General features: G+C 69.3%; 11 protein-coding genes. 8 read left to right on the forward strand and 3 right to left on the reverse strand.

Annotated features, from left to right (window positions below):
- Window positions 1-7: 7 nt before the first annotated feature.
- Window positions 8-811, forward strand: a complete 804-nt coding sequence (locus D6850_RS04480) for a carnitinyl-CoA dehydratase (protein ID WP_121164162.1) — start codon at window positions 8-10, stop codon at window positions 809-811.
- Window positions 808-1,755, forward strand: a complete 948-nt coding sequence (locus D6850_RS04485; protein ID WP_121164164.1) for a 3-hydroxyacyl-CoA dehydrogenase NAD-binding domain-containing protein — start codon at window positions 808-810, stop codon at window positions 1,753-1,755. Before D6850_RS04480 ends, D6850_RS04485 begins: the two co-directional genes overlap by 4 nt.
- Before the next feature lie 10 nt (window positions 1,756-1,765).
- Here the strand turns inward: D6850_RS04485 and D6850_RS04490 are convergent, their stop codons facing one another.
- A complete protein-coding gene (locus tag D6850_RS04490; protein WP_121164166.1) occupies window positions 1,766-2,806 on the reverse strand; it encodes a GlxA family transcriptional regulator in 1,041 nt (346 codons plus the stop codon).
- Between the two features lie 135 nt (window positions 2,807-2,941).
- On the opposite strand from D6850_RS04490, the gene D6850_RS04495 reads away from it, so the two are divergent.
- The 6 genes from D6850_RS04495 (at window position 2,942) to D6850_RS04520 (ending at window position 12,713) form a co-directional block, all read left to right on the forward strand.
- Entirely contained in the window at window positions 2,942-3,835 is an 894-nt protein-coding gene (locus tag D6850_RS04495; protein WP_121164168.1) for a beta-keto acid cleavage family enzyme, read from the forward strand.
- Between the two features lie 4 nt (window positions 3,836-3,839).
- Window positions 3,840-5,000, forward strand: a complete 1,161-nt coding sequence (locus D6850_RS04500) for an acyl-CoA dehydrogenase family protein (protein ID WP_121164170.1) — start codon at window positions 3,840-3,842, stop codon at window positions 4,998-5,000.
- Window positions 4,997-7,186 carry an acetate--CoA ligase family protein gene (locus D6850_RS04505; RefSeq protein WP_121164172.1) on the forward strand — a complete coding sequence of 730 codons (2,190 nt, stop codon included), beginning with the start codon at window positions 4,997-4,999 and terminating at the stop codon, window positions 7,184-7,186. Before D6850_RS04500 ends, D6850_RS04505 begins: the two co-directional genes overlap by 4 nt.
- Window positions 7,183-8,772 carry an ABC transporter substrate-binding protein gene (locus D6850_RS04510; RefSeq protein ID WP_121164174.1) on the forward strand — a complete coding sequence of 530 codons (1,590 nt, stop codon included), beginning with the start codon at window positions 7,183-7,185 and terminating at the stop codon, window positions 8,770-8,772. The genes D6850_RS04505 and D6850_RS04510 overlap by 4 nt, the downstream gene beginning before the upstream one ends.
- A 296-nt stretch (window positions 8,773-9,068) precedes the next feature.
- On the forward strand, window positions 9,069-10,964 hold the full coding sequence (locus D6850_RS04515) for an autotransporter outer membrane beta-barrel domain-containing protein (RefSeq protein ID WP_147438852.1): 1,896 nt from the start codon (window positions 9,069-9,071) through the stop codon (window positions 10,962-10,964).
- A 330-nt stretch (window positions 10,965-11,294) separates the two neighbouring features.
- A complete protein-coding gene (locus D6850_RS04520) occupies window positions 11,295-12,713 on the forward strand; it encodes an amidase (protein ID WP_121164178.1) in 1,419 nt (472 codons plus the stop codon).
- Window positions 12,714-12,733: 20 nt separating this feature from the next.
- Here the strand turns inward: D6850_RS04520 and D6850_RS04525 are convergent, their stop codons facing one another.
- Window positions 12,734-13,516: an enoyl-CoA hydratase gene (locus tag D6850_RS04525; protein WP_121164180.1), complete on the reverse strand. Its 783-nt coding sequence runs from the start codon at window positions 13,514-13,516 to the stop codon at window positions 12,734-12,736.
- Window positions 13,513-14,715: a 3-oxoadipyl-CoA thiolase gene (gene pcaF, locus D6850_RS04530; RefSeq protein ID WP_121164182.1), complete on the reverse strand. Its 1,203-nt coding sequence runs from the start codon at window positions 14,713-14,715 to the stop codon at window positions 13,513-13,515. Before pcaF ends, D6850_RS04525 begins: the two co-directional genes overlap by 4 nt.

The following is a 14,715-nucleotide window of genomic DNA, read 5'->3' on the forward strand; positions in this document are numbered from 1 at the left end:
CAATGTGATGTCTGACGAAGTGAAGGTAGTGCGCGACGGTCATGTGCTGGAAATCACGCTCGACCGGCCGAAGGTGAACGCGATCGACGTGCCCACCTCTCGGGCGCTTGCCGCGGCCTTTCAGGAACTGCACAAGGACAAGGATCTGCGCTGCGCGATCCTGACCGCGGCGGGGGATCGGATCTTTTCCGCGGGCTGGGATCTGAAGGCGCTGAACGCGGGTGAGATGCAGCTCGACAACTGGTGGGAAAGCGACGATTACGGCACCGGCGGGTTTACCGGCCTCACCGAAAACTGGTTTCTGAACAAGCCTGTGATCGCCGCTCTTAATGGGCACGCCATCGGCGGCGGGTTCGAGATGGCGATGGGGTGCGATCTGCTCATCGCGGCGGATCACGTGGAGTTCGGCCTGCCGGAGATGCCGCTCGGGATCGTGCCGGACGCGGGCGCGCTGCAACGGCTGCCGCGCCGGATTCCGCACAACATCGCGATGGAGATGTTCCTGCTCGGCCGCCGCATGGGCGCGGAGGAGGCGGCGCGTTACGGCCTCGTCAACAAGGTCGTGCCGAAGGAAAAACTGATGGAGGCGGCCCGCGAGTGGGCGGCGTCGATCGCCTGGTCCGCGCCGCTGGCGATGCAGGCGGTGAAGGAGGTCCAGCGCGAGATCGAATGCGTCCCGTTGGAGCGCGCGTTCCACAAGATGCGCAACGACCCGATGCCGACCTACCGCAAGATGCTCAAATCCGACGACGCCGCCGAGGGCGTGGCGGCCTTCGTCGAGAAGCGTGAACCGAATTTTAAGGGCGAATGAACATGTATCGCGATGTGAGCGCCGCCACCCGCGTGACCACCATCGGCGCGGGGCCCATCGGGGGCGGCTGGGCCGCGCATTTCCTGGCGCGCGGCTACGATGTGACCGCGCATATCCATGACATGGCCGAGCGCGACGCGCTGATGGCGGTGATCGACACCGCCTGGACGAGCCTCGCCGCGCTCGGCCTTGAGCGGGGGGCGTCGCGGGACCGGCTGACCGTGACCTCGGACCTGAAGGAAGCGGCGCAAGGCGCGGAATTCATACAGGAAAGCGCGCCCGAGAGACTGGATCTCAAGCAGGCGCTTTACGCCACCCTGGGCGAGATCGCGCCCGAGAACGTGGTCATCGCGTCGTCCACATCGGGGCTGACGATGACCGAGATCGCCGCCGACTGCGCCACGCCCGCGCGCTGCGTGATCGGGCATCCGTTCAACCCGCCCTATCTCTTGCCGCTGGTCGAGATCGTCGGCGGCGAGCGCACCGCGTCCGAGGCGGTCGCCTGGGCGGCGGCGTTCTACGAGACCGCCGGCAAGGCGCCGCTGGTGATGAAGAAGGAGGTTCCCGGCTTTGTCGCCACGCGCCTGCAAGAGGCGCTCTGGCGCGAGGCGTTGCACATGGTCGCCAACGGCGAGGCCACGCCGGAGGATATCGACATCGCGCTGAAAAACGGCCCCGCGCCCCGGATGGCGGTGCAGGGGCAGTGCATGGCCTTTCACGTGGCCTGCGGCGAAGGCGGGATGGCGACCAATCTCGACCAGTTCGGCCCGGCGCTGAAATGGCCGTGGACGCGGCTCGAGGCGCCGGAGCTGACGCAGGAATTGCGCGACCGCATGGTCGAGGGCTGCGACGCGATGGCTAGGGGGCGGCACTTCACGGACATGGCCGCCGAACGGGACCGCAGGATCGTCGCGGTGCTGAACGCCTTGCGCGACACCGCCTGACGGCGGCGCGTCACGGCGCGCGTTCGTCCACGGCCATCGAATCGAGCAGGCTGCTGAGCGTGCCGGGCCAGTGCGGCTCTGCCTCGTCGGCGGGCCAGGCCTGGCGGTAGTCGCTTGGCCGCTTGCCAAAGCATTTCTTGAACGAATAGGCGAAATGCGCCAACGAGTTGAACCCCGACGCGGCGGACACGTCGCGGATGCTGAGATCGGTCGTCACCAGCAGGACGCGCGCGTGTTGCAGCCGCATGAGCAGGGCGAACTGCACGACGCTGCACCCCATGACCTTGGAAAATTCGCGGATCAACTGGCGCTGGGACAGTCCGACGCGGCGCGCGATTTCCGGCACCTTCAGGGGTTCGCTGATGTTGCGGGCGATCAGATCGACCGTGGCGCGCACCGGACCGGGCAGTTCGCTTGTGCCGCGCCCCAGCGTGACGCGCTGGCGGGCGTGATCGGGGCGCACGGGGTGGTGCATCATCTGGTCGGAGACCTCCCCGGCCAGCGGCGTGCCGTGCGTGTTCTGGATCAGCGTCAGCATCAGGTCGATCCCCGCCGTGCCGCCCGAACAGGTCATCATCGCGCCGTCCTGCGTGAAAAGCTGCTCGACCACGTCGATATCGGGAAACTCCTCCTGGAATCCGGGCAGGTAGGACCAGTGCAGCGTCGCCAGCCGGCCCGAAAGCAGCCCGGCGCGCGCCAGGATATAGGCGCCGACATCGACCGCGCAGATGCGAAGGCCCGCGCGCGCCTGGAGGCGCAGCCACGAGAACAGCGCCGGGTTGCGGTAATGCTCGCTTCCCCAGCTGCCGGAGACGAAGATGATGTCATGCCGATCGAGCCGCTCGGGCAGGGGCGCGCAGGGCAGTTCCGTCCCGTTGCTGGCGATGATTCGCGGCCCGTCCGCCGCGTGCAGGCTGCTGTGGTAGCGCGGCGCGGGCGACAGGTAGTTCGCGATGCGCGCCGGTTCCCGCAGCCCGTTCAGCGCCAGCATGTTGAACCGGGGCAGAAGCACATGGACAAGGCGCGTCGGTGCCGGGGCAGGATGGGACATGGGGACGCTCCAGCCGGAAATGATAGGCGTGTGGTAAGATTTTTCGTCACGACTGGCAAGCATATGGCCGATTTTCTACAATCCGCGCCGCGCATGGGTCCAGAATTGGCGCCAGGACAAGCGAGGAGGCCGCCCATGAATTTCGACGTCATCGTGACCTGCGCCGTGACCGGGGCCGGCGCCACCGTGGGCAAGAGCCCGCATATCCCCGTCACCCCCGAGGAGGTCGCGAACGCCGCGATCGAGGCCGCCCGCGCCGGCGCGGCGATCGCGCATCTTCACGTGCGCGACCCCGAGACCGGGCAGGGGTCGCGAGATCCGGCGCTGTTCAAGCAGGCGGTCGACCTCGTGCGCGCCTCCGATACAGACCTGGTCATCAACCTCACCGCGGGCATGGGCGGCGACTGGGTTCCTTCGGCCGACGACCCGTCGATGCCCGGCCCCGGCACCGACATGATCGGCCCCGAGGAACGGCTGGCCCATGTGAAGGAATGCCTGCCCGAGATCTGCTCGCTCGATTGCGGGACGCTGAATTTCGGCAACGGGGACGAGATTTACATCTCTACCCCGCCGACGCTGCGGCGGATGGCGCAGCTTACCCAGGAATGGGGCGTGAAGCCCGAGCTTGAGGTGTTCGACCTGGGCCATATCCGGTTCGCCAAGGCGATGATCGAGGAAGGTCTGATCGACGCGCCGCCGATGTTCCAGCTTTGCCTCGGCATCCCCTGGGGCGCCGACCAGACGGTCGAGACGATGGCCGCGATGAAGGCTCAACTGCCCCCCGGCGCGAGCTGGGCCAGCTTCGGGATCAGCCGGATGCAGATGCCGATGGCCGCCGCCGCCGTGGCGCTTGGCGGCAATGTGCGGGTGGGGCTCGAGGACAACATATGGCTCGACCGGGGCGTGCCCGCGACCAACGGCGATCTGGTCGCTCGCGTGGTCGAGATCATCGAGCGGATGGGTGGCCGCGCGCTCAGCCCCCAGGAGGCGCGCAACAAGCTGCGCCTGCGCGGCGCGGACGAGGGGTAAGGCGATGACCATCCGAATGAATCACGAGAACGAATTGCTGCTCAACACCGTGCGCGCCTTCATCGCCGAAGAGATGACGCCGCACGAGGACTTGGTCGACCGCACCGGCGAAGTGCCCGAGGAGGTCGGTCGGCGGATCGAGGCGCGCGCGCATGAGCTTGGGCTCTACGCCTGCAACCTGCCCGAAGACGTGGGCGGCGGGGGCCTGCCGCTCACGGCGATGCACCTGATCGAGCGCGAGTATGGCAAGACGAGCCATGCGCTCCACAGCTGGGCGGCGCGGCCCACGGAAATCCTGCTCGCCTGCGAGGGCGATCAGCGCGAACGCTACCTGCTGCCCGCCGTGCGCGGCGAAAAGCGCGAGCTGTTCGCGCTGACCGAACCCGAGGCGGGATCGGACGCGATGGGGATGAAGACCAACGCGCGGCGCGACGGCGACGACTGGATCCTGAACGGGTCCAAGCATTTCATCTCCGGCCCATGCATGCCCGATTTCGCCATCGTCTTCGCCGCCACCGGCGAGGACGACACGCCGCGCGGGCCGCGCAAGCGCGTGACCGCCTTCCTTGTCGATATCGGCGCGCCGGGATTCGACTGCCGCGAAGGTAACAAATCGGTCAGCTATCGCGGGTACAAGACCTATCAGCTCAGCTTCGACGACGTGCGCCTTGGCCCCGGGCAGATACTCGGGCAGGAGGGCAAGGGGTTCGAGATCGCCGGCCAGTGGCTCGGCATGGGGCGGATCTGGGTCGGCGCGTCTTGCTGCGGCAAGGCCGAGCGCATTCTGGACATGGCCGCCGACTGGGCGGCGGAGCGGCGTCAGTTCGGCCAGCCGATCGGGCGCTTCCAGGCCACCGGTTTCCGCCTTGCCGACGGGGCGATGAACCTGCGCGCGGCCGACCTGATGGTCGCCGACGCGGTCGCGCGCCATGAACGCGGCGCGATGGAGGACGCGGACGCGGCGATGGTCAAGGTGTTCTGTTCCGAGATGCTGGGCCGGATCGCGGATGACGCGGTGCAGATCCACGGCGGCATGGGGCTGATGGAGGAACTGCCGATCCAGCGCCTCTGGCGCGACAGCCGGCTGGAACGCATCTGGGACGGGACGAGCGAAATCCAGCGCCATATCGTCACCCGTTCGATGCTGCGGGCGCGCGGGGCATGACGCCGGCGCAGGCGCATAACTTCGAGCGGCTGCTGAACCCGCGCCACATCGCGTTCGTCGGCGGCGCGGACGCGGCCATCGCCATCGGCGAGGCGCGCCGCGCGGGGTTCAAGGGGCGGATATGGGCGGTGAACCCGCGCCGGGCCGACCTGGCGGGCGTGTCCTGCGTGGCGGAAATCGACGCGCTGCCCGAGGCGCCCGACGCCGTTTATCTCGCCATTCCCGCCGAGGCGGTGATCGGCGCGCTGCGGCGCCTGTCCGCGATGGGCGCGGGCGGGGTCGTGTGCTATTCCGCCGGCTTCCGCGAGGCGCATGAGGAGGGCGCAGCGCTCGAGGACGCGCTGCGCGCCGCGGCGGGCGACATGGCGCTGATCGGGCCGAATTGCTATGGCGTCATCAACTATGTCGGGAAATCGGCGCTCTGGCCCTTCGCGCATGGCGGGGCCTGTCCCGGCGGGCAGGGGGCCGCGATCATCACGCAGAGCGGCATGTTTTCCTCGGACATCACCATGAGCCGCCGGTCGCTGCCGCTGGCCTACATGGTGTCGGGGGGCAACCAGGCCGTGCTCGGGATCGAGGATTTCGTCGAGGCCTTCGCGGCGCGCGATGAGGTGCGCGCCATCGGCGTTCATATCGAAGGGCTGCGCGACGTCCCCCGGTTCGAGCGCGCGGCGCTTGCGGCGCTTGAGCGCGGCGTGCCGGTGGTGGCGCTCAAGACCGGCCATTCGGCCATCGGCGCGGCCCTCGCGCAGAGCCATACCGGATCGCTCTCGGGGACGCGCGAGCTTTACGAGGCGCTGTTCGCGCGCACCGGGGTGATTTCGGTCGCCAGCCCGGCGCAGTTCCTCGAGACGCTGAAATATCTCTGCGTCGCGGGCGCGCCCAAAGGGCGCGACGTGGCGGGGTTCACCTGCTCGGGCGGGGGCGCGGCGATGCTGGCCGACCACGCGGAGCAGATCGGGCTGCGCTTTCCCGGTTTCGACGCGGCGCAAGCGGGCGCGCTCGGGGCGCTGTTGCCGCCCATCGCGACGGTGTCGAACCCGCTCGACTACACCACGCCGATCTGGGGGCAGGCGGAGCGGACCTATCCCGCGTTCCGCGCCGCGATGGACCGGGAGGGCGTGCAATCTGCGATCCTGGTGCAGGACTATCCCGCCGCCGGGCTGGACGAGTCGCTGCCGCTCTACCGCGCCGACGCCGGAGCGTTTGCGCGGGCGGCGCGCGATTGCGGGTTGCCGGCGGCGATCTGCTCCACCATTCCCGAGAACATGGACGCGGAGACCCGCGACTGGCTGATCGGGCAGGGGGTCGCGCCGATGCAGGGCATCCACGAGGCGCTGAACGCGGTGCTGGGCGCGGCGGACTGGGCCGAGGCGCGCGCGCGCATCCGCGCCGCGCCGCCCCCGCCGCTCTGCCCGCCGCGCGGCGCGGTTCGGCCCAGCCCGCGCGACGAGGCCGAGGGCAAGGCTTGGGTGCGCGCGTGCGGGCTCGCCGTGCCCGAGGCGCGCGTCACCGACGCCGCCGGCGCGGCGAAGGCGGCGCGGGACGTGGGCTTTCCCGTCGCGCTCAAGATGCTGAGCGCGGAGGTGCTGCACAAGACCGAGGCCGGCGCCGTCGCCGTCGGGCTCGATGACGCCGCCGCCGTCGCGCGCGCGGTTGCAATGATGCAGGCCGAGGTGACGGCGCGCGGCGGCGCCTTCACCGACCGGCTGCTGATCGAGGCGATGGCCCCGCGCCCCATCGCCGAACTGCTGGTGAGCGTGCGGCGCGACGCGCAATTCGGCCTCGCGCTGACCATCGGCAGCGGCGGCACGCTGACGGAGCTTTTGCAGGACGCGGTGACCGTGCTCTTGCCCGCCGGGCGCGACACCATCGCCGCGGCGCTGGGCCGCCTCCGGGTCGCGCGTCTCGTGGACGGGTATCGCGGCGGGGCGCGGGCGGATCTTGCGGCGGTGGCGGACGCGATCCACCTGTTGTGCAAGGGCGCGCTTGCGCAGGCCGACACGCTGGACGAGATCGAGATCAACCCGCTTTTCGTATTCCAAGACCACTGCGTCGCCATCGACGCCGTGCTGAAGACCGCGGCCGCGCCGGCAGTCACGCCGGGCGATCCGCCCCAAGATCCGGCATGGGACCAACCCCATCCCGGCAACCAGGACCAGATCCACAGGGAGACCGCAAAATGAAAAAGATCGATGACCTCAAGACGTCGCTGAACAAAGGGCGCATGACGCGCCGGGACTTCATCAACCGCATGTCCGCGCTTGGCCTCTCGGCGGCCATTCCCGCCGGGCTGCTCGCGCAGGAGGCGCGGGCGTCCGCGCGCAAGGTCGGCGGGCGGCTGCGCCAGGGGCTGAGCGGGGGCAGCACGTCCGACACGCTCTTCGGGGTGCTGGGCGGCGGCGACATGCACCAGGTCAACGTGCAGTGGCAACTGCTGAACAACCTCACCGTGGTTGGCCCCGACGGCGCGATCCAGGGCGATCTCGCCGAAAGCTGGGAGGCCTCGCCCGACGCGAAGACCTGGGTGTTCAAGCTGCGCGAAGGGGTGGAGTTCCACAACGGCAAGAGCTTCGAGGCGGCGGACGTGATCCACTCGATCAACCAGCACCGGGGCGAGGATTCGCGGTCGACCGGCGCGGGCCTTGTCGCGGCGGTGAGCGACATACAGGCGGACGGCAAGCATTCGGTGGTCTTCACGCTGGAGGAAGGCAACGCCGATTTCGCGGCGATCCTGGCCGATTACCACTTTCCGATCGCGCCGGACGGCAGCACCGACGCCGACTGGGAAAAGGGCATCGGCACCGGGCCTTACACCCTTGTCGAATGGGTGCCGGGCGTGCGCGCCATCACCAGGCGCAACCCGAACTACTTCAAGGAGGGGCCGTGGTTCGATGAGGTCGAAACGCTGCACATCGCGGACGTGGTCGCCCGGCAGAGCGCGCTTCAGACCGGCGAGGTCGACGTGATCGACAAGCCCGACATCAAGACGCTGCACCTGCTGGAACAGGCCAAGGGCGTGCAGGTGATCGAACTGGCGGGCAATTCGCACTACACCTTCCCGATGCTGATGGACCAGGCGCCTTATGACGACTGGGACGTGCGCATGGCGATGAAGCACGCCATCGACCGCGAGGCGATGCTCGAGACCATCGCGCGCGGGCATGGCTACCTCGGCAACGACCACCCGATCTCGCGTTCGATGCGGTTCTACAATGACGAGTTGCCGCAGCGCCATTACGACCCCGACAAGGCGCGCCACCATCTCAAGAAGGCGGGCATGGACAGCCTCGACGTGACGCTTTCGGCGGCGGATATCTATGCCGGCGGGCTCGACGCGGCGCAGCTGTTCCAGGCGCAGGCCAAGGCGGGCGGCATCAACATCAACATCGAGCGGGTCTCGACCGACGGCTACTGGTCCGAGGTCTGGGCGCAGGTGCCGTTCTGCGTCTCCTTCTGGCAGGGCCGCCCGACCGAGGACCTGATGCTGACGCTCGCGTTCTCGGACAAGTCGGCCTGGAACGAAACCCGCTGGAGCAACGAGCGGTTCGAGAAGATCCTGCTCGAGGCGCGCGCGGAGCTCGACACCGCCAAGCGGCGCGACATGTATTTCGAGCTTCAGAAGATCATCAACGAGGACGGCGGCCTGATCGCGCCGGTCTTCAGCAACGTGATCACGGTGGTCAACGACAAGATCGACCTGCCCGGGCAGATGTCGGCCGACCTGCCGGCGGACGGCATGCGCAACTTCGAGCGCTGGTCGTTCAAGTGACCCGCCACGGCCCCGCCCGCCGCCGCCGCGCGGGCGGGGCCGAGCCGGGCGCGCGATTGCTGCCGAAAAGGTCGCTGCGATTCCGGCCCCCGCGCGAACATCCCGCCGAACCAGCAGGCGTCAGCCGGTAGGAGGCCGTAAGAACGAGAAAAATCCCCGATTCTGGGCGCTCGACTCTTGCTTAATGTCACGTAAACTTGATAAGCGGTGATAGGAATTTGTTAGAGTCCGAATTGGGGGTACACATGCGATTTTCCACTTCAACTTCCGCCATCGTCATCGCGCTTGCGGGCTTCATGCCGGCCGCCGCAATCGGGCAGGAGGTGATCGACAACGGGACGGTTCAGATCGGGATCAACCCGGCGGGGAACCTGGTGACGGGCGGTATCGGTCTCAACTTCCTCGGCCTCACGGGGGGAGGCAGCGGCGAGGCGCTCGCCCCCGGCTGCGCCTGCGAAGGCTGGGGCGTCGCCGACATGGCGACCGGCGAATACGCCAAGGCCGGCGCGTCCTTTGGCTACACCAATATCGCGTCCTCTTCGGTGACCGCCTCGGGCGCCGGGACCGACGCCGCCTCGACCGGGAACGCGGCGGTTTCCGTGGTGTCCGTCAGCGACGGGACATTCAGCATGGACATCACGCACTCCTTCGCACCGTCGGCGAGCGACAACCTCTATCAGGTGGACCTGGAGCTGACCAACACCGGCGTCGCGATCGGGGATCTCGTCTATCGCCGCGCGATGGACTGGGACGTGCCGCCGACCGAATTCTCCGAATACGTCACGATCCAGGGCTGGCCGGCCGCGAGGCTTCGCGCGTCCTCCGATGACGGTTTCGCCGACGGCAACCCCAACGTGCCGCTTTCGACCAGGGCCCCGGATGCGGTGCTGAACGGCAACTTCACGGATAGCGGCCCGGCCGATCACGGCGCGGCCTTTGACTTCGCGCTGGGCGCCCTGGCCCCGGGCGATTCCGAGAACGTCAAGATCTTCTACGGGGCCGCGGCGTCGGAGGCCGACGCGATGCTGGCCTTGTCCGCGGTCGGCGCCGAGGTCTATTCGCTCGGGCAGCCCAGCAGCCCGGGGGGTGAGACCACGGGCGAACCCAACACCTTCATCTTCGGCTTTGCCGGGGTGGGCGGCACGCCCGTCGGACCCGGCGGCGGAGGAGCAAGCAGTTTGTCGGCCGGGGCGGCCGCGGACGTGGCCTTCCTGACGATGAACCACCACCTCGACGTCTCGACCCGCCGTTTCAACCGGCTGATGCTTGGCGCGTCCGCCGGCGACGGCGAGATGGTCGCGCGCAACTTCGCGGCGGGACCGGGGGGCGCTCCGGGCGCTCGGACCAGCCCGTGGAACCTGGAGCTCGCGATCCAGGGCACGCAGGGGTCAACGGACCCGACCACGAACAACGTCGGTTTCGATTTCAACGCGCGCTATATCGGCGCGTCGCTGGACTACGCGCTTCCCCGCAACCAGATGTTCGAACAGACGATCGTCGGCGCGGCCCTCGGCTACGAGGAGGTGAACGCGAATTTCGACGCGGGCGTCGGGAACGCGGACGGGCATGAGCGTTCGATCTCGTTCTACGCGGCGGGGATCAACGACGAAGGCTTTTTCGGCGACGTCAACATCATGCTGGGCGATCTGGATTACGACCTGAACCGCGTCGGTCTCCTCAATGTCTACAGCGCCGATGTCGATGGTGAGCGGCGCGCGGGACGCCTGCGACTGGGCTACAACTTTGACGCCGCGCAGATTGGCGGCGCGCAGCTTCCCGGCTCGCTTGGCGTTTACGCCGAGGTCACGCGCGCGCGGGTCGAATTCGACACCTTCACGGAAAACAACGGCGGCCTGACGACGCAGGGCTTCAGCGATGACCAGAACATCCTCGCGCTTGGCGCGCGCTACGCCTTCACCGGCGCGGCGCAGGAGGGGCGGCAGTTCGGGTACATCGACCTTGCGGCGATGGTCGATACGATGGCCGATGATTTCAGCGTGACCCAGACGACGGCCGGCGGCGCCACCATGCAGACCCGCATCGACGGACGCGACGGGTTGATGGGCCGCCTCGAGGTATCCTACGGCTTCCAGAGCGACAGCGGCTGGTATGGCAGCATGGATATCGGCAGCGTCTTCGGTGACGGGCTCAGCGAAGGCTCGCTCGGCGTGCGGGTCGGTCTCGACTTCTGAGCCGCCGACATAATGCGAAACAGACCCCGTCGGCGCCCCCGGCGGGTTCTTTCGTTCTGGACGTTCCGTCGCGCATATCGTGATCGCGCCGCAGCTGCGTGGCTTCGACGATTTTCCCCGTCCTGGGGGGACTTCTACATCACCTCTAGGCTTGCGGGCGTCGCGCGGACCTTGCCGATCTTCGTGTTCAGCGGTATCGCGGTGGGGTCTTCCCCGGTCTAGCCGGCGCTGGCGACGGTGACGTTCCTGCCTGCGCCGGCGCTGGTCGGGGTCGCGGACGAGTTTCGCCGCCGCGCGCCGCGCGGCGCCGCCAGCCGAGGAGTAAGCGACATGAGCATCCCGACAACCGCCGCCGCCATCGCCCGCGCCGTCGCCAGGGGCGAAGTCAGCGCGACCGAGGCGGTCGAGGCCGCGCTGGCGCGCGCCGAAGAGATCGCGCCGCTCAACGCGTTCACGGTGATCGACCGCGACGGCGCGCTTGACGCCGCGCGCCGCATCGACGCGGGCGAGGGCGGGGGCGAGCGCCCGCTGCTGGGCGTGCCCTTCGCGGCCAAGGATTTCACCCCGACCAAGGGCCATCCCACCACCCGCGGGTCCTGGAGCACGGGCGACGCGGCGACCGATTTCGATCCGGCCTACGTGCGCCGGCTCAAGGCGGCGGGCGCGGTGCTGATCGGCAAGACGACGACGCCCGAATTCGCCTATTCGGGTTTCACCCACAGCCCGCGCTGGGGGGTGACGCGCAACCCCTATGACGCGGACCGCACGCCGGGCGGCTCATCGGGCGGGGCGGCGGTGGCGGTCGCCACTGGCTGCGTACCGATCGCCGAGGGCACGGACATGGGCGGTTCGGTGCGCATTCCCGCGGCGCTTTGCGGACTGGTGGGGCTCAAGCCCAGCCTCGGGCGGATCCCGATGGACATCCTGCCGCTCGGCTCGGACGTGATCTCGCATTTCGGGCCGCTCGCCACCTCAGTGGAGGAGGCGGCGCTGTTCCTGTCGGTGACGCAGGGGCCGGACGACGCCGACATCCTGTCCCAACCCGACCCCGGCCCGGTCTACCCGGTGGCGCCGGCGGAGCGCCCGCGCCTCGCGCTGTCGGTCGACCTGGGCTATTATCACGTCGACCCCGGCGTGCGCGAGCGGATCGAGGCGGCGGCGGAGGCGCTGCGTGACGCGGGCGCGACGGTGGACGTGGTGAATCCGGGCTGGAGTCGCGCGCTCAACGACGACTGGCTCGCGCTCTGGGGCGTGGTGCTGGCGGCGGCGTGGGGCGATGCGCTCGACGGGTATCGCGACCGGATGGATCCCGAGGTGGTGGCGCTGATGGAGGCCGGGCGCAAGGTCTCGGGCGTGGAGGTGCGCCGGCTCGAGGCGACGCGCCACCGGCTCTGGGCGGACCTCGCCAAGCTCTTCGGGCGCTACGACGCGCTGCTGACGCCGACCTGCCCGGTGACGGCGCAGCGCGTGGATGCGGATGATTCCGACTACGACGCGCCCGACGCGGAGGGCAGGTATCGGGGCATCGACATGACCAGCCCGTTCAACCTTGTCGGTGAATGCCCGGCGCTGTCGGTTCCCGTGGGGCTTGCCGACGGGCTGCCGGTCGGGATGCAGGTGGTCGGCCCGCGCTTCTCGGACGCGGAGGTGCTGCGCATCGGCAGGCTGATCGAGCAGTCCGTGCCCGCCACCCCGCCGCCCGACTGGCGCGCGCGGATGCAGTCCGCGACGGTGACCCGCTCGTTCTGAGCGGCGCGGCGTCCCCGCCGCTACTGCCCGGTGAAGTTCGGCTTGCGCTTTTGCAGGAAGGCTTCCATGCCCTCGGCCTTGTCTTGCGTGGCGAAGAGCAACTGCACCGCCTTGCGTTCGAGCGCGAGCGCCGCGTCAAGCGGCGCGTCCATGCCGTGCAGGATCACCTCCTTGATCTGGGCCACGGCGATGGGCGGCATCCGCGCGATGGTGCGCGCCATCGCCAGCGCGTCGCTCATCACCTCGTCATCCTCGGCCAGCGCGCTCACCAGCCCCATCTCCCAGGCTTCGGGCGCCTCGATGATCTCACCGGTAAGGCACATGCGCATGGCGCGGAACTTGCCCACCGCCCGGACGAGCCGCTGCGTGCCCCCGGCGCCGGGCATGATGCCGACGCGCACCTCGGGCTGCCCCAGTTTCGCGCTGCGCCCGACCACGGTGATGTCGCAATGCATCGCAAGCTCCAGCCCGCCGCCCAGGGCGAAGCCGTTGACTGCGGCGATCACCGGCAGCGGGCAATCGCCGATCGCGGCCCAGAGCCGCTCGGTATGGCGAAGATACATCTCGACGGTGGAAATGCGGGACATGTCGGCGATGTCGGCGCCGGCGGCAAAGCTGCGGTCGTCCCCGGTGAGGATCACGCAGCGCAGGTCGGAATCGTCGGTGAAGCTGTGGAAAATCTCGGCCAGCCGCTTGCGGATGGCGAGGTCGAGCGCGTTGCGCACGTCCGGCCGGTTGAGCCGCACGATGGCGATCCCCGGCTCGGGCCGCTCGAGCAGGACGATATCGGGCGCGTCGGTCATGGCGTCTCCAGCAGCAGCGAAATTCCCTGTCCGACGCCCACGCACATGGTGCAGAGCGCGCGCTTGTGGCCCTCCGTCTGCATCTGGAGCGCCGCCGTCAGGGCGAGCCGCGCCCCCGACATGCCAAGCGGATGCCCAAGCGCGATGGCCCCGCCATTGGGGTTCACGTGATCCGCGTCGTCCGGCAGCCCAAGCTCGCGCAGCACGGCGAGCGACTGGGCCGCGAAGGCCTCGTTGAGCTCGATCAGGTCGATATCGGTGATCGCGAGGCCCATCCGGTCCAGCAGGCGGCGCGTGGCGGGCACCGGGCCGATGCCCATGATGCGCGGCGCCACGCCGGCCGTGGCCATGCCCGCAACCCGCGCGATCCGCGTGAGGCCGTAGCGATCCGCCGCCGCGCCCGAAGCCACCAGCAGCGCCGCCGCGCCGTCATTGACGCCGGAGGCGTTGCCCGCCGTCACGGTCCCGCCCTCGCGGAACGGGGTCGGCAGGCTGGCGAGCTTCTCGAGCGGGCTGAGGCGGGGATGCTCGTCCGTATCGACGGTGACGGTTTCCTTGCGGCTCTTGCGCACCTCGATGGGCGCGATCTCGCGCGCGAGGCGCCCCGCCTCCTGCGCCGCCGCGCAGCGTTCCTGACTGCGCCGGGCAAAGGCGTCCTGGTCGGCGCGCGAGACGTTGAAATCCTCGGCCACGTTCTCGGCCGTCTCGGGCATGGAATGGGCGCCGTACTGCGCCGCCAGCGCCTTGTTGACGAAGCGCCAGCCGATGGTGGTGTCAAAGACCTCGGCCTTGCGCGACCAGGCTGCGTCGGGCTTGGGCATCACGAGCGGCGCGCGGGTCATCGATTCCACCCCGCCGGCCAGCACGACCTCGGCCTCGCCCGTCCGGATCGCGCGCGCGGCCATGCCCACCGCGTCGAGCCCCGAGCCGCAGAGCCGGTTCATCGTCACGCCCGGCACGCTCTCGGGCAGACCGGCGAGCAGGGTGGCCATGCGCGCCACGTCGCGGTTGTCCTCGCCCGCCTGGTTGGCGCAGCCCATGACGACCTCGTCCACCGCGCCGGGGGGCAGGTCGGGCGCGGCGTCCATCACCGCGCGCAGCACATGGGCGGCCATGTCGTCGGGACGCACCGGGGCGAGCGCGCCGCCGAAGCGTCCGATGGGGGTGCGCAGCCCGGCGCAGATATAGGCATCCGTCAT

The organism is Roseovarius spongiae (assembly GCF_003651245.1).
GTDB classification, from domain to species: domain Bacteria; phylum Pseudomonadota; class Alphaproteobacteria; order Rhodobacterales; family Rhodobacteraceae; genus Roseovarius; species Roseovarius spongiae.